This window comes from Flectobacillus roseus (assembly GCF_030056595.1).
GTDB classification, from domain to species: Bacteria; Bacteroidota; Bacteroidia; order Cytophagales; family Spirosomataceae; genus Flectobacillus; species Flectobacillus roseus.
The window spans coordinates 86641-109680 of sequence record NZ_JASHIF010000019.1; the positions used below are offsets into that span (position 1 = coordinate 86641).

Below are 23040 nucleotides of genomic sequence, written 5' to 3' on the forward strand. Positions count from 1 at the left end.
CTTGAATCTGGTCAAGGTTTTAGAAGCTCCCAAATGCGAACTTTGTGACATCAAGTGGTAGATTTACTTCATACTTGTAGGTTTAGAGGTTAAAAAAGAAAGCAGTCTTGATGTTCAGGACTGCTTTTTTGTGTTAAATTTGGTCAAAAATAATCCCATTTAATCCCGCTTGTATTTTGAAAGAGTTAATTGGGTTTTTCGGAGAACATATCTCCGCTGAACATTCCTCTGACTACATTTCTTTTATTGAAGAATTCTATAACAATGCGCCCAATGCCTATCACTCATTGGACGCTGATGGCTACTTCTTGAAAGTAAATGATACCGAACTCAAAATGCTCGGATACACCCGCGAAGAGCTCATTGGGAAAAAACGTTTCTTCGATCTCCAAATCACCCTTCTGACAGAAAACGCTGAGGAATTTTATCGCCAATTCAAGCAAACAGGTTCTACCAGAAATCTTGAACTAGAACTGGTTTCCAAAACAGGTAATCATATACAAGTACTGCTCAACGCCAATGCTATTTATGACAAAGACGGCAAATTCATCGCCAGTAATTCGGTGATTGTGGATATTACTCATAAAAAAGCCTTGGAAAAGGAGTTGATGGAGAAAAACCAAGAACTTAATCATCTCAACGAACAGCTTTTTCACACAAATCAAGAAAAAAATCGCTTTATAGGCATTGCTTCACACGACTTACAAAATCCCATTACCAACATTAAACTTATTGCTGGAAAATTCAGAAAAACGGCTCAAAATCTGACTGATAGCCAAAAGCGATGGATTGATGAGTTGGTGAGTACTTCTGAGAGAATGTCTTCGCTTATCAAAAATATGTTAAGCGTCAATCGACTCGAACGTGAGTCTATCTCACCTGAAATAGATTTCCATAACATTGTCCAAATACTAACAACCTCTTTAAATAGATTTGAGGAAATTGCTAATAGAAAAGGAATAAGTCTACATTTTGAAAGCCAAGTTCCCATATTCATGGCTCAGACAGATCAGGAATATCTTACCGAAATCATCGATAATTTGGTCTCAAATGCCATCAAGTTTTCGTATGCCGATTCCTCCGTCTCTGTAAAATTGGAGTGTACAAGTAGCTATTTCGAGATTGCGGTACAAGACCAAGGACAAGGGATTTTACCAGAAGAAATGAATTTATTGTTTGGTCGTTTTCAAAAATTGAGTGCCAAGCCTACCTCCAACGAATCATCTACTGGCTTGGGACTTTCTATCGTAAAAGAATTAGCAGAACAATTAGGTGGAACGGTATCCTGCCAAAGCAAGGTAGGGAAAGGAACTTGTTTTACCGTAAAATTTAAGAGTTAAGTATTAATGCAAAATAAAATGCATTAATGCGCTTTAGGCTGTAAGCCGTAGGCATTAGGCAAAAAAGCTTAAATTATTTCATGAGAATTTTTTTTCAACTTTTAGCCTACGGCTCATGGCTGAAAGCCAAATGGCAATTGAGTGTATGAGTGATTATTTGAAAATTTGTATGCCAGCTGAAAAAACACAAAACATTGCGTCTCTCCAAATAAAATTCAACTAAAAATAATCACTCAATCGCTCAATCACAAATCACTCAATTTAGTTTGCTGATAGCCGAAAGCTCAAAGCTACAAGCCTATTAGCATTCAGTCGCACTCAATGCCAAGCCTGCTTCGGAGGTTTCTTTATATTTTTTGGACATATCTCTACCTGTTGCCTTCATTACTTTAATCACACTATCGAGTGAGATTTTTTGTAAAGAACTATCCCCTGCCGTTGCCAGTAAAAATGCATTATAGGCTTTTACGGCTCCCATGGCATTGCGCTCAATACATGGAATTTGGACATAGCCCCCAATAGGGTCGCAAGTCATGCCTAAATGATGCTCAATCGCAATTTCGGCTGCCGACTCCATCGCATGAATACTTTTGGTAGCACAATACGTCAGCATAGCCGCTGCCATAGCCGAAGCCGAGCCAATTTCGCCCATACAGCCCATTTCAGCACCCGAAATACTTGCATTATGTTTTACCAAAAAACCAACAGCCGCAGCCGCCAACATTCCTTCACGCATCTCGTTGGGAGAATAATGGAAATGATTTTTCAGCAAATACGTAATGCCTGGAATAACCCCCGAAGCACCCGAAGTTGGCGCGGTCACTACAATATTTCCTGCTGCATTTTCTTCGGAAGCTGCCAAGCAGTAAGCATTTAAAAATATCAAAAAACTATCGCTTGTAAGTGCCAATTTTTTGGCCTTTTCGTAAAGTAAAGGCGCTTTTCTACGAAGTTTGATTGTCCCAGGCAACATGCGTTTATCTTTTAAACCACGCTTTACGGCCTTGTGCATAAAATCCAAAATCGCATCTAGCTTTTTATCTATCTCTTTACGCGTCGCCCCCGTCAAAGCAATCTCGTTGGCATACATCAACTCTGAGAGTGTCAAATTATGACTTTGTAAAAGCGATTTCAACTCCTTCATATTAGTATAAGGATATTGAGGCGTTGCGGTGCTGGCCGAAACTTTTTGACCTTTGCGATAGATAAAGCCTCCTCCTACCGAGTAATACTCATGTTGTAAAACAACTATATCGTCCTGTATAAGCTTCAGTACCATTGTATTGGCATAAGGAGAATCATATTTTACTTTTTCAAATACAATACTCTCAGCCGAAATAGGAATCTCTATTTCATGAACTTTTACAGGATATTGCTCTGTTATGTCTTTAAGAAGATTGGAAAATAAAACAGGATCACAAGCTTCTGGAGTCCAGCCCAAAAGACCCGCAATAACAGCACGGTCGGTGCCATGTCCCTTACCTGTAGCACTTAGCGAGCCATACAAATGAATTCGTATTTGCATTGAAGCGTTTACTTGCGAAGCAGAAAGAGCATTTAGCTCCTTTAAAAAATCATAGGAAGCCTTCATTGGCCCGATAGTATGTGAGCTTGAAGGACCAGGCCCAATTTTGAATAAATCAAAAATGGAAGTGGTTATCGGATTTTTTATCATAGTTGTTGTTGAAGAAGTTGATTCTTTAAAATCCTTTGGCATTACCAGAGTTAAAAAAGGATGACGAAATTAGAGATTTTTTATAAAATCCTAGCAAAGATATTCGCTTATATTTTAGGTAGTTTGTTGGTGATGAGTAAGCCTTCTTACCTAAAACCTTCAATGGTCTACCAAAACACTAGATAAACTATTTTTTTATTTCAAAATATGAACAAACTATCATATATTTGTATACTAAAGTTCTGATTACTAGAATTTCTTTGTATTCGAAACTATTAGAATCATCCCTTTCAAATATTAAAATACTTTTTGCTATGGCAGCTGTAGCCTACAAAATCAACAAAGAAAAACTCGAAAAAGCCGCTTTTATCCTCAAAACGGTAGCGCATCCTACGAGGTTGGCTATCGTAGATTTGTTATCGGTGCAAGAGCGACTTTCAGTAAATGAAATATGTACGATTCTGGAATGTGAACAGTCGCTACTTTCACATCATCTTATCAATATGAAATTAAAAGGAATTTTACGCTCAGAAAAGGATGGACTCAATGTATTTTATTCTTTAAAAGAACGTGATGTAACCAAGTTAATTGAATGTATTGAGAATTGTAATTGTAATTTTTAGGGCTAGAAAATTATCAACCTAGGAACAGATTTAGCCAGAAAACATAAGATTTTACTTATCTCTTTTCTGGCTTTTTTGAGAAAATATACATGAAAAAACATTCATATAATCATTTAGTTATAACTTACCAAAAATATGAATAAAGACTATTGGAACGAGCGTTATGCGCAAGGGCAAACAGGCTGGGATTTGGGAAAAGCTTCTCCTCCTCTTGAAAATTATATAAGGCAGTTAGACAACAAAGATCTTAAAATTCTTTTGCCTGGTTGTGGAAATGGATACGAAGCATTACTAATGGCAGAATTGGGTTTTACCAATCTGACCGTTTTGGATATAGCTCCTTTAGCGGTAGAAAAGCTCCAGCACAAACTACAGAGTTATCCATCGGTTAGGATTCTTTGTGAAGATTTTTTTGAACATGTAGATAGCTATGACCTAATTTTGGAGCAGACCTTCTTTTGTGCTTTGCCCCCATCGATGCGAAAACAATATGTACAAAAAATGGCTGAACTTTTAGCTCCACAAGGTAAATTGGTAGGATTATTATTTGCTTCAGAATTTGACAAGGCAGGTCCACCATTTGGTGGAACAACAGAGGAGTATTTGCAACTATTTAATCCTTATTTTAAAAGTGAAATTTTAGAACCATGCCATAATTCAATTCGCCCACGACAAGGCAACGAGTTATTTGCCAAATGGGTGAAAAAGGATTTGTAAGTCTTAATTTGCATTAGGCTGTAAGCTATAGGCATTAGGCAAAAAGCTTAAATTATTTCATGAAAAATTCTTTTCAACTTTTAGCCTACAGCATAAAGTCTAGAGTCTAATGCTGGTAAAATAAGATTGTTTTATTATCGAGTTTGAGACTTAGGCTTGGACGAGTGAGTAAAACGACCTTCTATTAACTAATAACAGCTTTCTATTAACCAACAACGGCCTAAAGCCAATAGCTAATTCATTCCATGAACAGTTCATTTGAAAATATCATCAACTCAGACAAGCCTGTTTTGGTTGATTTTTTTGCCACTTGGTGTGGTCCATGTAAAACAATGGCACCTATTTTGGAAGACCTTAAGAAACGATTGGGCGAGGATATCAAAATCATTAAAATAGACGTGGACAAAGCTCAATCTTTGGCGCAAGAGCTTCGTATTAGTGGTGTCCCCACCTTAATTCTGTACAAAAATGGACAGCAAGTTTGGCGACAGTCGGGTGTAGTTCCTGTACACCAGCTGGAATATACGGTTAAGCAATTTGCTTAATTTTCTTGAAAAGTATATCCTTTAGGCATTAGGTAAAATAGATTCAATCGCAACCTTTAGCTGATGGCATAAAGCCTAATGCCTATTGCGGACAAAATTAACTTATCTTTCATATTAACGAATCATCTGAATAACTCTATGAACAACGATAGCAAAATCGGGGCAATGGTCAAAGGCAAATGTCCACAATGCCATAAAGGCAAATTATTTACACACCCATGGTGGAATATATTCAAATTTGATACAATGCACGAACATTGCTCAGAGTGCGGACTGCGTTATGAGCGTGAGCCAGGGTTTTTCTATGGTGCCATGTATGTAAGTTATGCGTTTACTGTTGGGATTATGCTCGTAGGTGGCTTTGTGATTTATAACTTCTTTGGTGATCCTGAACCACTTGGGTATATTATTCCTATTGTTCTAATTTCGTTGCTATTTGTTCCTTTCAACTTCCGTATTTCCAGAGTATTATTTTTATATCTTTTCTCAGGGATCAGTTATAAAAGTCAAAAAAAAGATGAGTAAACTCTCATAATCAATTACTTTTGTATCAGGAGTCTACTAATTTAGTAGACTCCTGATACAAATAGTATTTCTTTCCAAGATTGATTAAATGAGATTAAAATTTATCCTATGTACCTTCTGGGTATGTGCATCTTACCATGCCCAAGCTCAGAACTATAACCACTTTACCGTTTGGACACGTTTGGCTTTACAGAAAAATATTTATAAAAATTTTGAAGTAAACGTCGAATATCATTTCAGAAGACAAAACGATTATCGAGAGAATTCACTAAACCCCACTGCTCTTCCACTTCTGGAAGCCTATCGACTCGGATTAGTACATCGAGAACAGCATTTGGTTGTTTCTCTTTTTCCTTCTTTTTTTCATTCCTATCAACTTTATGCCAAAGCGTCGGACTTCAATAAGAAAGATCGATGGGAGTTTCGTCCTTTTCTGATGGCAGAGTGGATTCACTCACTAAGCCCCAAGTGGACTTTGCGGCTTAGAGGTGGGTATGAATATCGTCTTTTCAAAAACGATGACAATACATGGAATGAGTCTCAAGGACGTGCTCGCCTGCGAGGTCAAATACGTTATATTTTTAGTCCCAAAAATAACCTATTCCTAAGCGAGGAACTTCTACAAAATGTTCCACCCAATGTCCCTGCCAATTCTTTTAGCCAAAATCAGCTGTACTTGGGATATTCACATAATTTTTCCCCTCACTTTACTCTAGAAACAGGCTATATGTGGAATCATCGACAACGCAGTTCGCTGATTGAGTTTGATGAAGAACACAGTATTCAAACACATTTTATTGTGAGGTTGTAAAGTGTTCTGTCTTTGAGCGAGCATGACGATTTTGTGATAATAGCTTATTTTATTTGTGTTTTCAATAAAATGCTATTTTCATGAAATCGAAAAACCTAAATCTATTCTTAAAACTTTTCTGTGGAGGGTATATATGCCTGTTTTCTTTTACACAAAATACTTTTTCTCAAGAACTATACCCTGTAAAGCTTTCTCCTAAAACATGGCATAACCAAGAATTAGAATTGCGTTATCACCCTGAGGGTAAAGACTTTGTGATTACCAATGGGAAGCGCTTGTTTACGCGTGCGCTCTATGGCACCAATACAGCATTTCGTGTCGAAACAGGTGATCGTCCTGAATTTGCGCTCTATATGCCAGGCATGGGCGGCAATTTCAAGCTAGGTATTTCGGTCAACCAACAAAGCAAATGGCTAACGCAAGCCGACAGTATCATTGCTCGCTATCGAGCTGGCGCAAGGCTCTATACTATCAAAGATACTCTATTGGGAAATGGCACTCTCGAAATTGATATATTAGCTTTAGCTGATGGGGAAGGTTTTATTTTAAAAACTCAAGGTAAGAATCTCCCGAAATCAACAGAGTTATATTGGGCATTTGGGGGAGCAACAGGCAAAAAGTTTTCCAGAGATGGAGATATGGGCCCCGACCCAGAATCAAACTTTTATCTACAGGCTAACAATTGTAAAGACAACCAATATGTAATTCCTCAAAAAGGGAAATTCATTCTCAAATATCGTACTGGCTTGCCAGCTACAGGCGATGGACGATATTTTGCAGAAGATGCCAAACAACCTGTCAAACCAAGCAAAGAACAAATTCTACAAGGCACTTTCCCTAGCGAATCAGCACTCAAAATTGCGGATGCTCAAGCCTTGGCTTCTCCCCTATCTTTATATCAATCACAAGCTGAAAAAGCTCCTGTCATTTGTGGAAAGCTCGTTATAACAAACCCATCCGAATATTTCTTTACAATTTATAATCCCACTACCAAAGCCAACATTCAGTACGAAGAGCTACCTCGTATTTTTCAAGAAGCTGAAAAGACCCGTGAAACCTTAGCCAATCGTATCCAAATCAATACTCCTGACCCGTTTATCAATACGATTGGAGGTACTTTAGCCATTGCCTCCGATGCCATTTGGGATTCGCCCACCTACATGCACGGTTCAATTGGCTGGCGTATGCGTTTGCCAGGTTGGCGTGGTCCGTACACTGCCGATGTGCTTGGTTGGCACAATAGAGCCAAAACGCATCTTGAAGCCTATGCTTTATCACAATTTACTACCCCACTTTATGGTCCTATCAAACCCGATAGCACCATGCATTTTGCCCGAAGTACCGAAAAATCAGGCGTAGGAATGTTTAGCAATGGTTACATCAATCGTGACCCGAATGGCGCTAATCTACGACCACACCATTATGACATGAATTTGGTATATATCGACCAGTTACTACGCCATTTTGCTTGGACAAAAGATACGACTTTTATGCGCCAAACATGGTCGGTCATCAAAAGGCATTTGGACTGGGAAGTAAGAAATTTTGACATCGACAAAAACCATCTATTTGATGCCTATGCCGCTATTTGGGCAAGCGACGCCCTTCAGTATAGCGGTGGTGATGTAACGCATACTTCGGCTTATAATTATTTGGGTTTTAAAAAAGCCGCACAAATAGCCAAATTGATGGGCGACAATCCCAATCCTTATCTGGAAAAAGCTGAAAAGATTTTGAAAGCCATGAATCAAATTTTATGGATGCCACAAAAAGGAACTTTTGCCGAGTTTAAAGATGCCCTAGGGAATAAGCTACTTCATCCTTCAGCAGGTATTTGGACGATTTATCATAGTATCGACTCAGAAGTACCTGACAAGTTTCAAGCTTATCAAATGCTCAGGTATGTAGACAATGAAATTCCACATATTCCAATTAGAGCAAAAGGGTTAGAAGACAAAGGTTACTATACACTCTCTACCACCAATTGGATGCCCTATATGTGGTCATTGAACAATGTGGCTTTGGCGGAATCGATGCACCTAATTTTGGCAAATTGGCAAGCTGGTCGCACAGACGAAGCTTTTATGTTATTCAAAAGTGAGGTATTACAATCCATGTATTTAGGGGGAAGTCCTGGCAATATTGTGCAGATTTCGTACTTTGATGCTGCCCGAGGCGAGGCTTATCGAGACTTTGCTGATCCTGTTGGTATGTTCTCTCGAGCTTTGGTTGAGGGTTTATTTGGTATCGTTCCAGATGCACTCAACAACACCTTATTGATTCGCCCTGGCTTGCCTGCCACTTGGGATTTTGCTTCTTTCAAAACACCTGATATTAGTTTTGATTTTAAAAGAAAACAAAAAACGGATACTTATATTATTGCTCCTACCCTTACTACAAAAGTAGGTCTCAAATTTCAGGTATTGGCGCAAGGACAAGTAGAGCAAGTATTGGCAAATGGTAAAAGTGTTTCTTGGACAAACGTCATTGAGGCTGTGGGGAAACCTATGATTGAAATATCACTTCCTAATTTGCCAACATATGAAATCGTCATCGTATGGAAGGGAGAAAAACCTATTTTACCAACACAAGAAAATGTATATGTTAATCATTCTGAAATCATTAGAACGTTTACAAATGCCAAAGTAGTAAAGGTTTTTGATGCTCAAAAAGTATTAAGAAATATTCAAGTAGCTAAAAATCAGTTTGCAGCCCAAATACAAGCTCCAGATGGGAATTATACGGTTTTTGCTCAACTCCAGCAAGGCCGTTTATCATGGTGGATGCCTATATGTTTTAAGGTAAAACCAGCCCTTGAGTTAGTAAGTACGCATGAAAAAGAAGAAAATATTACCAAGTTTTGTCTTCAAAATAACACCTCAAATCCTCTATTGGCACAGGTGTTTATCAATCATTTTAAAGCTCATTTGAAAATAGAAGCAGGTAAGTTTTCAGATACCATTACTATTTCTGAAAACGATTTACTATGCGGGACCAACCAAGTGCGTATTATTTTTGGGAAAAATCAAACACTTGAAACTACTTTAGTCAATTGGAAAGGCAAACTACAGCTTCGTCAGGAAACAGTAGATATTTCTCCCTTTTTTAATGATAAAGTCACTCAAATTTTTCAAAATAAATACCTTTCACCACGTCCACAGGCTACGACTTTACAATTACCTTGGCAAGGTATTGGCGACTGGCCACATCCACATGAAAGCTTTGAGGTAAAAGATGAGGGATTGAGAAAACTGGCGCAAACTAATGACCAATTTCAGTTGTCTCAGGGGATTCGTTTCAAGACACCTTCCAACCCCAAAACCAACAATATTGTTTTTACCTCACAATGGGATAATTATCCCAACGAAAAAGTGATTCCATTATCTGGAAATGCCTCACATGCTTGGTTTTTGATGGCAGGCTCGACTAATCCTATGCAAAGTCAGCTAGACAATGGCATTATAACAGTCCAATACACTGATGGCACAGAAGAGCTATTAGCCTTGCGAAATCCCGAAACGTGGTGGCCAATCGACCAAGATTATTTCACAGATGATTTTGCCTTTAAACTCAAGCAAGCACGTCCAATTAGAATACACCTTGCAACAGGAAAAATAGTAGACGGGCAAGAATCTAAGGCATTTTGGAATGGTAAAAAGATAGAAGGTGGCGCAGCAACAATATTAGATATGCCTCTCAATCCGAAGAAAACACTCAAGAGCATCACACTTAAAACCCTTACGAACGACGTAGTAATAGGATTGATGAGCATCACGCTGGGACATTAGGGAGTGTTGTGTTTGGAATGCGGAGTTGTACTTAAGTTTATGGGCAAAATAAAATTCAACTATTTGGCTTTCGACTTTCAGCAATGGGCTTTCAGCAAAAATATTCCCAATGAATTCAAACAAGATTTTGGCTTAACGCCTAAAGCTTACAGCCCATAGCGTATTAACTTTATCATCTCTAAGCAGCAGCCCCCCTATACCCGAAAGCCAATATCCGACACCTGATAGCCCCAAGCTAAAAAAGGCTCTGCCAACATACGTCAGCAGAGCCTTTTAATATACTCAATCAGAGATGATTATTTCTTCTTCTCTAATTTTTTCTTAGCTTCTTCACGAGCTGAGTCTTCCATTTGAGCTTTCAAAGCAGTTAAAGCGTCTAAGTCACCCAAAGTTGATTTCTCAACAGAGCTAGTAACTTTTTCTACATCTTTAGCAGTCTTTTTCTTCTCTTCTTGAACAGCCTCTTCTTTAGCGTCGTTGAAAATTCTTGTGTGAGAAAGAGCGATTTTACGATCTTCTTTGTTGAATTCGATTACTTTGAAGTCAAGTTGTTCACCAGCTTCAGCAACAGAACCATCTTCTTTCACCAATTGTTTCAACTGTACAGAACCTTCGATACCGTAAGGCAATTCCAAAGTAGCACCTTTGTCATTTTTCGCAACAATAGTTGCTTTGTGAACAGAACCTACAGTGAAGATTGATTCAAAAGTATCCCAAGGGTTTTCTTCCAATTGTTTGTGACCTAAAGCCAAACGACGGTTGTCTGCGTCAAGCTCCAATACCACAACGTCTAATTTCTCACCAACTTTGATGAACTCAGAAGGGTGTTTGATTTTCTTAGTCCAAGACAAGTCAGATACGTGAACCAAACCATCGATACCTTCTTCCAATTCAAGGAACAAACCGAAGTTTGTCAAGTTACGTACAGTACCAGTGTGCTTAGTACCTACAGCGTATTTGCTCAACAAATCTTGTTTAGTCCAAGGATCTTCAGTCAATTGTTTGATACCCAATGACATTTTACGCTCAGAGCGATCCAAAGTCAACACAACTGCTTCGATTTCGTCACCTACTTTCAAGAAGTCTTGTGGGTTACGCAAGTGTTGCGACCAAGACATTTCTGAAACGTGGATCAAACCTTCAACACCTGGCAATACTTCTAAGAAAGCACCGTAATCAGCAACGTTTACAACTTTACCTTTTACTTTAGAACCGATTTCTACTGTAGCTGCCAAAGCATCCCAAGGGTGAGCTTGCAATTGTTTCATACCCAAAGAGATACGTTTCTTGTTCTCGTCGAAGTCCAAAACAACCACTTGGATTTTCTGATCCAATTTAAGCAACTCTTGTGGATGGTTGATACGACCCCAAGAAATATCTGTGATGTGCAACAAACCGTCAACACCACCCAAGTCGATGAACACACCGAAGTTAGTCATGTTCTTGATAACACCTTCAAGAACTTGTCCTTTTTCAAGGTTGTTCAAGATCAATTGACGTTGTTCTTCAAGGTCTTTCTCGATAAGAACTTTGTGAGAAACAACAACGTTATCGTTAGCATGGTTGATTTTAACAACCTTAACTTCCATTTTCTTACCAACGAAGATATCAAAGTCACGGATTGGTTTCACATCGATTTGTGAACCTGGCAAGAACGCCTCAACACCGAAGATATCAACGATAAGACCACCTTTAGTACGACGCTTAACGAAACCATCGATAACGATATCTTGCTCAAGAGCTTCTTCGATGTTTTTCCATGCAGTCATTACTTTAGCCAATTTACGAGAAAGAATCAATTGACCAGCTTTGTCTTCTTGGTTCTCAACGTAAACATCTACTACATCTCCAACTTTCAATTCAGGCATATCTCTGAATTCTGAAGTTGGAACCATACCGTCTGATTTGAAACCGATGTTCAAAATCACTTCACGGTCTGTGATACCTACTACAGTACCTTTTACTACTTCTTTCTCAGTTACAAGGTTCAATGTACCTTCAATAAGAGCTTCTAATCTTGCTCTCTCTTCGGTAGAGTAACCACCACCGATACCTTTAGTGCCGACTAAATCCCAGTCGAAATCTGCTAATTGATTAGCCATGTTTAAATAAAAGCCCTGATACATCAATGTGGCGGGCAAAACACATTGAATTATAGTTAGTTATTCCCAATTGATTGGGGGTGCAAAGGTATAAAATTTTTCTAATATTCTGAAAATGAATGAGAAAAAAATATTTATGTAAGCTTTAGGCATTTTGTACCCTGTCGCCTGCAAAGGCTATATTATGCTCTATTTTTCGACAAAAAGAACGCTTCTATTCTCCTATTGCTTTCCTCACAACTCTAAACAATCCATACAATGAAATTCCAATCATCAATATAATAGCTACTTGTGCTACAGCTCCCTCACTTGGGTGTTCGATCAATGCCTTGATTTCTTTGGCTTGTGTACCTACCCATATCGACAAAAGTGTACGGGGTAACATACCAATAAAACCTGCCGTAAGAAAGTTTTTCAACCTCGCTCCCGAACAAGAAAACAATAAGTTACTCACCGCAAAAGGTAATACAGGTGAAAGTCGCGCTAGCAAAATGATTTTAAACTCCTGTTTTTGAAGATTCTGAAGAAGTTCTTTGACACCTTTTCTCTCTTCCAAAGCATTCAACAGTCGCCCTCCATCTATTTTAGCCGCCATTACAAAGCCAATCCAAGATGCTAGCCAGTAACTAACACACACAGGTATGAGTGCTTGCCAACCCAAGAAATACCCACTCAATAGCGCCACAAAGGTCGTTGGCGTAAGCGCAAAGGCCATTGTCAAACTAGCAGCAGCATATACCATTGTCCATGTGGGTAAGTCGAACTGATGGATTGTTGCTTCATGAAACATCACCCATACTGTAATCGAAGAACTTACCACCAAGGGCATCACCCCTAAAAAAAAGGCGTAAACGATTGAGAAGGTATTCTGTTTAAAAAATGAATTCATAGGGATTGGTTTCGAATAAAATTTACTCGAAATCTGTTTAAAATTCTTCAAACTTCAAAGGAAGTAAGTCTCCAATAGATTCGGTTGCTAATACTTGGTTATTGGCTCCAAGCATCAATAAACGAATTGGTTGTTTTTGACGCACTTCATACTCAAGCATTGCTTGGCGACAAGCACCGCATGGAGGAACACCTCTAAACTCGTCTCCTTTGCCAGGGCGAGCAATAACCGCAATAGATTTGATTTTTTTGTCTGGATGGTTAGCTCCTACCCAAAATATAGCTGATTGCTCGGCGCAAGAGCCTGATGGGAAAGCCGCATTTTCTTGATTATTGGCCGTGATAATTGTATCGTCTTCTAGTAATATAGCAGCACCCACATGAAACTGTGAATAAGGCGCATAAGACTTATAAGTAGCTTTACGAGCCTCCATCAATAACAACTGTTCTTTTGCACTCAATTCAGTTTCTGAGTCATAAGATTCTAACGAAATGGTTACATTTAATTTCTGCATAGTTTATGATGATTTTAGAAATAGGGAAAGTTATAACGTGCTGTTTTTCAGAAAAGTTCTTAAAGAGTATGAAATTTTTTAGCTTGTTATTTTTCTGGATTAAAACTATTAGAAAATCATCGGTAAAATGCTCAAAAAGCGACCATTTAAAACAAGCTTATAAAAACCAAAAGCGCCGTAGATGTGACAGAAAACAAGCTTCTGTCGCACCTACGGCGCTTTTTATATATTTCGTTTCGTTTGTCGTTGCTACCAAACTGTCGATTCTTTTTATTTCGGATATTAGATTTCCGAAATCAGAAATCCCAAATCTGAAATACTTAGAAATCCTTCGTAAAGTACGAATTCATCACTCATACTTGGGTATCATCTCTAATAACGACTAACAAATAACGAATAACCTCTATCAACTAGAATGATTTTGCGATATTCACAAATTCACGAGATTTCAATGATGCACCACCGATTAGACCACCGTCGATGTCCTCACGAGCGAACAACTCAGGAGCGTTTTTCTCGTTACAGCTACCACCGTATAGGATAGAAGTATTATCAGCTACTTCTTGTCCGTATTTTGTAGCAATATGAGCGCGCAAGAATGCGTGCATTTCTTGTGCTTGCTCAGAAGATGCCGTTACACCTGTACCGATTGCCCAGATTGGTTCGTAAGCAATTACTACTTTACCGAAATCTTCTACTGACAAGTGGAAAAGGCTATCAGTCAATTGTGAAGCCACAAACTCCAAGTATCCTGGAGCATTGCGTTGCTCTAGAGATTCTCCACAACAGAAGATTGGTGTCAAACCATTTTCAAGAGAGATATTTACTTTTTCAGCCAATTGCTCATTTGTTTCGCCAAAGTACTGACGACGCTCTGAGTGACCTAAGATTACATATTCTACACCGATTGATTTCAACATTGGCGCTGAGATTTCACCTGTGTAAGCACCAGAAGCTTTTTGGTGGCAGTTTTGAGCCGAAATACCCAAATTTACTACTGGTTCAGCATATTTTGTCAAAGTACTCAAGTACAAAGACGGAGAAGCAATCACTACAGTAACATCTGTAGATACCTCATCTTTCACCATGTTTGCCACTTCAGAAGCCAAGATTAATGCTTCTTCAGCTGTTTTGTTCATTTTCCAGTTACCAGCAACGATTTTCTTTCTCATTTTTTTAAGTAAAGTCGGGGAGAGAAACAGCTTGCGCTGAATCTATTGAACCACTGTTTTTTGGTTGAAACTTAATTACCCTACAAATTTATGGATAAAATATGCTTTGCACTAAAAATTTAGGGATTTGTTTCGGTGAAGCATCACTTAGGCATCTTCTTTAATATGTTGACTCTTTTCCTAAAAATCAACCTTTTAGCACTTATAAAAAAAGCCTCACAAATATTGCGAGGCTAATGTTGACTTTATATAACCTAGTTTTTTACGGCTAGTATCTTATCTGTCTTTTTGGTGACTTTAGCTTTCTTTTTGGCTTTTAGTTTCGAACCTAACAATTGCAATTCTGCAATCTTACGCTCATAACTTGCTACCAGTAATGCGCTTTCATATTTTTTGTTTTCTAAATCAGCACTCATTTTTTTCATCTGGTCTTCCAGCTCATCAAATTTTTGCCCCATAGCATCTGCTTGCTTTTTGATGGTGCTCACTTGATTTTCCAACTTAGCAATCTCCACATTTTTGTATTTGATTTGATCTTCTAAGTTGAGCTTGGTTTCCTTCAGTTCTTTAATTTCTTTGTGTGCTCGTTCAACACTTACATCAAGACGATCTTTGTCTTGTATGAGCGCTTGGTATTTTTGCTGGCTAACACAAGAAGACAAAAGTCCCCCTGCTAATGCAGCATAGAGTATTGGTTTAATAACTACTTTGGACATATGGGCGTTGGTTTTTATGGGAATGTGGGCATTGATGAATACTCGATAATCGGTTTCTTGTAATCATCAATAAAACTCTTGCAGAAATCTAGCGTTTTAACTATTTTTTCTATGCTAGTTTTCTTAAATATAAGTAATTCTAAAAGCTTATTTCAACTTTTGTATCTTTCCTATGATAAATTTAAACAATCTAAGAAAAACATTTGTTTTGTATCCTAAAATACTATAAATTAGATAGATACTAAACAGACAAGAATATGAGAACTACTTTACTAAAAATTGTTCTTGCGCTGTTCATTGTTTTTTTTTCTTATGAGCAGCAATTCGCATCCATTCATCATTCTTTCGTGACGTCGCTTGGCTTTCCTAAGTCACTTTCTCCCACTCGAACAAAGGAAAAGGTTGTGGAAGAAAAATTTGGATTTCAATTTATTAAAAATAGGAAAATTACTAAAATTCCTTTCGAGCTACAGGCAAATTTAATCATCATCCCATTAAAAATCAATAATTCAGATACCTTACACTTCATTCTCGACACTGGTGTAAGTACTATTCTTATCACTGATCCGCTCTGTTTACAAAAACAGCAGTTAAAGCCGATTCGACAAGTAAAAATTGCGGGGGCGGGTGCAGGCGAAAAACTGGAAGCCAGTATTGTTCTTAATAATACGATTCAGCTTGGTGAAGTGACAGGCTATCACCAAAATTTGGTCATTCTTCAAGAAGATATCCTCAAACTAAGTGAGTTTGTAGGTCGTCCTATTCATGGTATTATTGGCTATGAGTTATTTGATCGATTTGCTGTAACTATTGATTTCAACCTTCGGGAAATCACTTTACAAAATCCAGACAACTATAAGTACAAGCCTTCTAAAGGCGAAAAAATTGCTATCTCTATAGAGGATAAAAAACCTTATCTCAACACACTCGAACTAATCGATAGTACCACCTCTGTTCCAATAAAGGTAGTATTGGATACAGGAGCAGGACATGCCCTTTCGCTGGATGCCACGGCTAACTCTAAAATTAAACTTCCTCACAAACTTATTAGCGCTCAGTTGGGAAGAGGTTTGAGTGGTATCATCAACGGGAAATTAGGTCGTATCCAAAAGTTGAAAATCGGAAAATATACATTACAAAACTTAGTTGCTTCCTTTCCTGATAGTAACTCCTACAAAGTAATTCCTAATGTCATGGTAAATCCTCGTCAAGGAAATATTGGTTGTGAGTTTTTGAGAAGATTCAAAGTAACCTTCAACTATCGTGACCAGTACATTGTGTTGAAGGCTTCTAATAAGTTTCTAAAAGAGCCTTTTGAACATAATATGACAGGTATGGAGTTAGCGGCAAAAGGGCAAAATTACAATGAATATCTTATCGAAAGAATTGAGGCTAATTCTCCTGCTGAAAGTGCAGGTTTGCAAGAAGGGGACAAATTATTGTTTGTGAATGACAAGTCTTCGCGCGATATATCCATAAGTGAGCTGTACAAGTTATTCCAAAAAGGCGAAGGAAAACCTCTCAATTTTGTGGTCAAAAGAGGTAATGGCTTGTTTGTAACTACTTTAACGTTAAAACGGGCAATATAAATGAGTGATGAATTGTGAATGATGAGTTATGAGTGTAATTTCTTGATTATTAATGTTTTATCTCATTAGTTCGTTCAACTTAATGCTGCACGATTACTGAAGTAACAATGCAAAATAAAATTGTTTTATTGAGCTTTCGGATATCAGCTATGGGCACTCGGCTTGATAGTGTAACGGAATTATTAGTACATTTTAATGCCTACGGCTTGTTACCTATAGCGTAATAGTACAAAATAAAACCAAAGGAATTTTAATGATAAAATATTGATATTTAAAACCTTACATTAACAATTCGTAATTCAGTATTCATACCTATTTGAGTGAATGAGATGGATAAAAATCACTCATTCACTCAATCTCAATTCACTCAACAGTTATTGTATTGCCATTTTCACTAAATCAGCAGTATTTTTTGCTTTAGTTTTCTTCATCATATTCGCACGGTGATTGTCGACTGTACGAATACTCAAAAACAGCTTATCTGCAATTTCACGGCTATTATATCCTTGTACGATAAGGTCAAGAATTTGACGCTCTTTAGGCGTAATTTTCTGAAAAATAGGCTTGCTTTCAGTAGGTGCACCCCCTGAGAGATTTTTTGCCAATAATTCATCAATAATGACTTCTGATATTTCGGGTGGGAAATACTTACGTCCTTCTGAGACAACGGTCAAAGCACGTAGTAATTCGTCTTTGCCTGTATCTTTTAGCAAATATCCACTTGCGCCATTCTCGACAGAATTGATAATATACTCACGATTATTATGCATCGAAAAGATTAAAATCTTTACCGATGGATATTCCTGAGAAATAACTGCAGCAGCTTCGATACCTGTCATTTTAGGCATAGTAAGATCAAGAATGACCACGTCGGGCATCAAGATTTTTACTTTATCGATTGCTTCAGCGCCATCGGCAGCTTCGCCAATTACGAGTATACCCTCTTCGTCCTCAAGGAGCATTTTCATGCCTTTACGTACCACATCGTGATCGTCGGCCAATAATACTTTTATAGGATTCATATCGTCGTTGTCTGTTGAGTTAATGTTTTTTTCTTTGAAATAGTGGATGACTTCTTTTTATTCGATAAAGGAATGACCACCTGAATGGCAGTACCTTTTCCAATTCCTGACTGTATTTTGAATTGTCCGTTCAATAAATTACTTCGAGTTTGCATGTTTTTCAGCCCGTTTCCGCCGAGTCCTTTCTTGCTTAATCCCAGCTCGAAACCTTTGCCATTATCAATAATATGCATAAGGATTTTTTGATTAGTTTCTTCAAGATGAACACTGATCAAACTCGCTTCAGCGTATTTTATGGCATTATGTAGGGCTTCTTGAGCAACACGGTAAAGGGTAGTTTCTATATTTTCAGGTAAACGTTTTTGAATATTATCATGAAAATCAATAGCCACCCCCGACATTTTGGATGTTTGCTCGGTCAAAATCCTTACCGCAGGTCCGAGTCCATAGTCACTCAGCACAGAAGGCGCCAAATTGAATGAAACAGTACGAGTAGCTTCAATTGTTTCTTGAATCAATTTTTGTAACTCCTCAAAAGACTTTTCTTGCTTGTCATTGGTAAATGGCGTACTACGTACTCTTTCTCCAAGCAGTCGTAAGCCAGTTAGCATCTGTCCAATCCCATCGTGTAGTTCACGAGCAAGACGCTTTCGCTCTAGCTCCTGTCCTTCCATTAAGGAGGCCGAACGTACTTTTTCTTCTGCTAATTGTAATTTATATTTCTCCTCTGTAGCCTGAACAAGCGCCGCTTGGGTTGTTACAAGCATATCATTGGAGTCTCGCAATTCTGTTTCTGAGTCAGTCAGTTTTTTGATAACCACTCTGATATAATTGGCTATCGGTCTGAATATTAAGAGTCCTTCAAGTACCAATACTACAAATAATAACACAAACAGGATCAACTCAATACGCTTAATAGTGTCTACTCGCTGGCTGGCTTCTTTATCGTATTGGAAAACGATTTTATCCATCATTTTCAAGAAATTACGCTCATTACTCAAAATCTGCTTGAGTGAAGCCTGAAGCGTATCTGCCTGATTCTTTACAGGGTTCTCGATTACCTGACTGATAGTCTTGGCATTGGAGAGCATAATCGTAAAAACGGGATTAATCTCTTCAAACAAACTATCAATCTTTGCACTATTACGAACAGTGTAGGTTTGTTCGGGGGTATCTAACTCCCCACCTTTCAAACCTTTGTGACACCCCTCCCATAACCGTATGATATCCTTGATATCTTGGCTGTAATGTTCAGCATCAGCAGGAAAAATATCAGGGCGACAAAGCAAAACCGAAGTTTTACATAATCGCTGACTGAGCATTCTTTGTCTCCCTGCAATGTTAATTACATGAGAATCGTCTAGTAATTGGTGTAGAAACAATTGAATAACCAATTGTCCTGACATAGACAAAGCGGCAACCGTTGTAAGTGCAATCACATACAAGCGGGTCAATCGTTGAAAAACTTGGGTATCTAAAGGCCTCATAACCTGAAATATACCAATTTTTCGAAATAAATCGCTAAGTCGTTTCAAGTAATTTATTGGTTATCAAATTGTTTCAAAAAAATCTTAAAAGTATAATATTTTACTTTGGACTTGCCCTAAAACAAGGAGGTAAAAACAAGTCCAAAGCGGTATTGGCTCGTTATAATCCCACGTAAACCATTCCGTTTTCTACTTTAACAGGATAGGTTTGAATCTGGTAATCATCGCCCGAAAGACAAGCTCCTGTTTTTAAGGAAAAAGTCTTTTTATGAAAAGGACAAGCCACTTTAGGTTCCTGTTCCTCGCCCGTTGAGCCAATCATACCTCTCGAAAGAGCCATTTGTTGGCGGTGTGGACAAAGATTTTGAGTGGCAAACCACTCCCCTCTTCTTTTGAAATTATAAATAGCGATTTGTTCTCCTTCGATTAGAGCGCAAGCTCCGCCATTTTCGGGTATGTCGGCTTCTGAACATGCCAAATGCCAAACAAGGGTATCTTCTGCTAATATGTTGCTCATTGTATTTGCTTTTTAAGGACTTGGGACAACAAAAATTGATTGCCTTCAATCAGTTGAATTATTACTTTACCCACTCTGCTGCCTTTATTTGATCACGCATTGGCTCGAATTTAACATTCGGGTCTTTTACGTGTGGCGCATTGACAAAGTGTGTAAAGCGTTTGCGAAGTTCAGGGTTTGTTACTACCTCTTTCCATTCACAACGATATGCCTCCACGAGCATATTCATTTCATCTTCAAACTGCTTATTTAAGCCTAATACATCATCGATTACTACTGCTTTGAGGTAGTCTATTCCACCATCGAGTTTATTGAGCCATGTGGCAGTACGAGTCAAAGGTTCTGCCGTTTTGATATAAAACATCAAGAAACGGTCGATGTACTTGATACAAGTTTCGGAGTCGATGTCGCTGGCCAATAATAAAGCGTGTTGAGGCTTTACGCCGCCATTGCCACATACATATAAGTTCCATCCTTTTTCGGTGGCGATAATCCCAAAGTCTTTCGATTGCGCTTCGGCACACTCACGTGTACAACCCGAAACGGCCGATTTGAACTTATGAGGTGCTCTCAGTCCACGGTATCGCTCTTCGATTTCGATGGCAAAGGATACAGAATCATGCAAACCAAATCGACACCAAGTAGAACCCACACAAGATTTTACGGTACGTAATGCCTTGCCATAAGCGTGTCCTGATTCAAATCCTGCATTGACTAGCTCTTCCCAAATAGCAGGTAAGTCTGATACGTGTGCACCAAAAAGGTCGATACGCTGCCCCCCTGTGATTTTGGTGTATAATCCATATTTCTGAGCAACTTGTCCAATTACAATCAATTTCTCGGGTGTAATTTCTCCACCTGGGATACGAGGCACAACCGAATAAGTACCATTTTTCTGGATATTCGCCAAATAACGGTCGTTAGAGTCTTGAACAGTGTCATTGCCTTTTACCAAAATCATTTCGTTCCATAAACTTGCCAAGATAGAAGCTACGGCAGGCTTACAAGTTTCGCAACCATCGCCATGACCCAAACCGTCCAAAGCCTCCTCGTAAGTCTTATATCCTTTGATTTTGACAAGATCAAAAAGCTCTTGGCGTGTGTAATCAAAGTGTTCGCAAATGATATTGCGGATATACACCCCTTGGCTTTTCATGGTTTCGTTGATGAGGTCTTTGATCATCGGAACACAACCTCCACAACCAGTACCAGCTTTGGTGCATTTTTTAATAGCATCAAGTGTATTATTTCCTGCCAAAACTTCCCCACAAATTTGTCCTTTCGAGATAGCTTCACATGAACAAATTGAAGCATCATCTGGCAAAGCCATTACGCCAGCACCTGATTCTTCCTTACCTCCACGAGCACCGAGCATCAAATCTTCTGGGTCGGGAGGAAGAATCGTTTGATTTTTGACATTTTGCAAAAGCATATTGTATTGCTCTGCATCGCCAATCAAAATCCCTCCGAGCAAGTATTTGCCATCGTTGGAAATATTGATTCTTTTATAAACTCCTTTGGCAGAGTTTTCGTAAACGATAGTCTGGCAATTAGGTTCTTGAATAAAAGCATCCCCAAAACTTGCCACATCTACCCCAATCAACTTGAGTTTGGTAGACATATCAAATGGTTTGAATGACTTGTCCTTATCCTTTACCAATTGATTTACGACTACATCTGCCATTTCATAGCCTGGTGCTACCAAGCCATATATCATGTGGTGTGCCAAAGCACATTCGCCAATAGCATATATATTCGAGTCGGAGGTTTGCAAATAATCATTTACAATCACACCTCCGCGTACACCTACTTCTAATCCTGCGATACGCGCCACTTCGTCACGAGGTTTGATACCTGCCGAAATCACTAACATATCTACTTCCAACTCTACTCCATCGGCAAAAAGCATCGAAGAGATAGCCCCATTGCCACGAATTTCTTGGGTATTCTTATTCAAATGAATCTTCAAGCCCAATTCCTCCAACTTAGTCTGAAGCATTTTTGAGCCTGCATCATCTACTTGGCGAGGCATAAGCCTTGGCGCAAATTCGATTACATGCGTTTCTTCTAATCCTAGGTCGAGCAATGCCTTTGCTGCTTCAAGCCCTAACAAACCTCCACCGATCACTGCACCTTTTTTCGCTTTTTTAGCATGATGCTGCATCATGTCCAAATCTTCGATAGTGCGATAAACAAACACGCCGTCTTTTTCAACGCCAGGAATCGGAGGCACAAAGGCAGCCGAACCCGTAGCTAACACTAAATAATCATACGACTCGACCAAACCATGGTGCGAGCGAACCGTCTTGGCATCTCTATCGATGTCCACGATTGGGTCAGAAAGGTGAAGGGTAATGCCATTTTCGGCATACCAACTTGCAGGAGCCATTGTCAGGTCTTCTACTGTTTTACCAGCAAAGTATGCAGACAAGTGAACGCGGTCGTAAGCTGGACGAATTTCTTCGCCAAATACAACCAAATCAAACTCCTGAGCGGTGTCTTTTGCAATAAGCTTTTCACAAAACTTATACCCCACCATGCCGTTCCCCACTACGACAATTTTCTTTTTCATTTGATGGTTATTTATAGGATGATAAATGCTTGATTACTGATTTGTACAGATACCCTTTTTTGTATTAAGTATCTTTACTCTATTTAAGCCGTTGTGAAGTTTGTATAAAAAAAAGTTAAGTACTTTTGCTTAACTAGTAAGAAATACTCAATTTAAGTATGGCGAACAGAGAATGTGTAATTAGTTATTTATCACTATAAATACTAAATGAAAAATTGCTATCAATTGTATTAATTCTATAACAAATTTATTCAATTTTTCCCACATCTCCTTTGTTTGTGTATCAAATTTAAACCTATTTTTATTGATTTTGCAAATTTTTTCAAAAAAATACCTAAAATTTCAACTTAAATTTTGGATTTAAACATTTTTATAGCATTTTTGTATCGAAATCATAACTGAGTAGTTTCAATCATAAGCAAAAATATCAAAAAAG

19 protein-coding genes are annotated in these 23040 nt (G+C 38.4%); 9 read left to right on the forward strand and 10 right to left on the reverse strand.

Features of this window, described 5'->3' with window-relative positions:
• Positions 1-176: 176 nt before the first annotated feature.
• Positions 177-1340: a PAS domain-containing sensor histidine kinase gene (locus QM524_RS19225; protein ID WP_283345794.1), complete on the forward strand. Its 1164-nt coding sequence runs from the start codon at positions 177-179 to the stop codon at positions 1338-1340.
• 301 nt (positions 1341-1641) lie between these two features.
• Here the strand turns inward: QM524_RS19225 and QM524_RS19230 are convergent, their stop codons facing one another.
• On the reverse strand, positions 1642-3015 hold the full coding sequence (locus QM524_RS19230; RefSeq protein ID WP_283345795.1) for an L-serine ammonia-lyase: 1374 nt from the start codon (positions 3013-3015) through the stop codon (positions 1642-1644).
• A gap of 314 nt (positions 3016-3329) precedes the next feature.
• Here QM524_RS19230 and QM524_RS19235 point away from each other — a divergent pair, with 314 nt between their 5' ends.
• From QM524_RS19235 to QM524_RS19260, 6 genes are all read left to right on the forward strand, one after another.
• On the forward strand, positions 3330-3638 hold the full coding sequence (locus QM524_RS19235) for an ArsR/SmtB family transcription factor (protein ID WP_283345796.1): 309 nt from the start codon (positions 3330-3332) through the stop codon (positions 3636-3638).
• A 135-nt stretch (positions 3639-3773) separates the two neighbouring features.
• The gene (locus QM524_RS19240; protein ID WP_283345797.1) at positions 3774-4355 is read left to right on the forward strand and encodes a methyltransferase domain-containing protein; all 582 of its coding nucleotides are present in this window, start codon (positions 3774-3776) and stop codon (positions 4353-4355) included.
• Positions 4356-4600: 245 nt separating this feature from the next.
• The gene (gene trxA, locus QM524_RS19245; RefSeq protein WP_166578325.1) at positions 4601-4900 is read left to right on the forward strand and encodes a thioredoxin; all 300 of its coding nucleotides are present in this window, start codon (positions 4601-4603) and stop codon (positions 4898-4900) included.
• Positions 4901-5038: 138 nt separating this feature from the next.
• Positions 5039-5425 carry a DUF983 domain-containing protein gene (locus QM524_RS19250; protein ID WP_283345798.1) on the forward strand — a complete coding sequence of 129 codons (387 nt, stop codon included), beginning with the start codon at positions 5039-5041 and terminating at the stop codon, positions 5423-5425.
• 88 nt (positions 5426-5513) lie between these two features.
• Positions 5514-6236 carry a DUF2490 domain-containing protein gene (locus QM524_RS19255; protein WP_283345799.1) on the forward strand — a complete coding sequence of 241 codons (723 nt, stop codon included), beginning with the start codon at positions 5514-5516 and terminating at the stop codon, positions 6234-6236.
• A gap of 80 nt (positions 6237-6316) precedes the next feature.
• Complete coding sequence (locus QM524_RS19260; protein ID WP_283345800.1) at positions 6317-10024, forward strand: DUF4450 domain-containing protein; 3708 nt, start codon at positions 6317-6319, stop codon at positions 10022-10024.
• A 296-nt stretch (positions 10025-10320) separates the two neighbouring features.
• On the opposite strand, the gene rpsA is transcribed toward QM524_RS19260, so the two are convergent.
• The 3 genes from rpsA to QM524_RS19275 all read right to left on the reverse strand — a co-directional run bounded on the left by rpsA (position 10321) and on the right by QM524_RS19275 (position 13529).
• On the reverse strand, positions 10321-12126 hold the full coding sequence (gene rpsA / locus QM524_RS19265; protein ID WP_166578328.1) for a 30S ribosomal protein S1: 1806 nt from the start codon (positions 12124-12126) through the stop codon (positions 10321-10323).
• Between the two features lie 214 nt (positions 12127-12340).
• Positions 12341-13015, reverse strand: coding sequence for a TVP38/TMEM64 family protein (locus QM524_RS19270; protein WP_283345801.1), 675 nt, complete (start codon positions 13013-13015; stop codon positions 12341-12343).
• Positions 13016-13052: 37 nt separating this feature from the next.
• On the reverse strand, positions 13053-13529 hold the full coding sequence (locus tag QM524_RS19275) for a cytidine deaminase (protein WP_166549645.1): 477 nt from the start codon (positions 13527-13529) through the stop codon (positions 13053-13055).
• A 68-nt stretch (positions 13530-13597) separates the two neighbouring features.
• On the opposite strand from QM524_RS19275, the gene QM524_RS19280 reads away from it, so the two are divergent.
• Complete coding sequence (locus tag QM524_RS19280; protein ID WP_283345802.1) at positions 13598-13915, forward strand: hypothetical protein; 318 nt, start codon at positions 13598-13600, stop codon at positions 13913-13915.
• Between the two features lie 24 nt (positions 13916-13939).
• On the opposite strand, the gene tpiA is transcribed toward QM524_RS19280, so the two are convergent.
• A complete protein-coding gene (tpiA, locus tag QM524_RS19285) occupies positions 13940-14701 on the reverse strand; it encodes a triose-phosphate isomerase (protein ID WP_283345803.1) in 762 nt (253 codons plus the stop codon).
• 254 nt (positions 14702-14955) lie between these two features.
• Positions 14956-15417 carry a hypothetical protein gene (locus QM524_RS19290; RefSeq protein ID WP_283345804.1) on the reverse strand — a complete coding sequence of 154 codons (462 nt, stop codon included), beginning with the start codon at positions 15415-15417 and terminating at the stop codon, positions 14956-14958.
• 257 nt (positions 15418-15674) lie between these two features.
• Between QM524_RS19290 and QM524_RS19295 the strand changes: the two genes are divergently transcribed.
• Complete coding sequence (locus QM524_RS19295; protein ID WP_283345805.1) at positions 15675-17006, forward strand: aspartyl protease family protein; 1332 nt, start codon at positions 15675-15677, stop codon at positions 17004-17006.
• 374 nt (positions 17007-17380) lie between these two features.
• Here QM524_RS19295 and QM524_RS19300 read toward each other — a convergent pair whose 3' ends face one another.
• From QM524_RS19300 to nirB, 4 genes are all read right to left on the reverse strand, one after another.
• Positions 17381-18028 (reverse strand): response regulator, encoded by a 648-nt coding sequence (locus QM524_RS19300; protein ID WP_095166889.1) that lies wholly within the window; start codon positions 18026-18028, stop codon positions 17381-17383.
• Entirely contained in the window at positions 18025-19515 is a 1491-nt protein-coding gene (locus QM524_RS19305; RefSeq protein WP_283345806.1) for an ATP-binding protein, read from the reverse strand. The genes QM524_RS19300 and QM524_RS19305 overlap by 4 nt, the downstream gene beginning before the upstream one ends.
• Before the next feature lie 160 nt (positions 19516-19675).
• On the reverse strand, positions 19676-20032 hold the full coding sequence (gene nirD, locus QM524_RS19310; protein WP_166578334.1) for a nitrite reductase small subunit NirD: 357 nt from the start codon (positions 20030-20032) through the stop codon (positions 19676-19678).
• A gap of 61 nt (positions 20033-20093) precedes the next feature.
• Positions 20094-22604, reverse strand: a complete 2511-nt coding sequence (nirB, locus tag QM524_RS19315; RefSeq protein WP_283345807.1) for a nitrite reductase large subunit NirB — start codon at positions 22602-22604, stop codon at positions 20094-20096.
• Between the last annotated feature and the right edge of the window lie 436 nt (positions 22605-23040).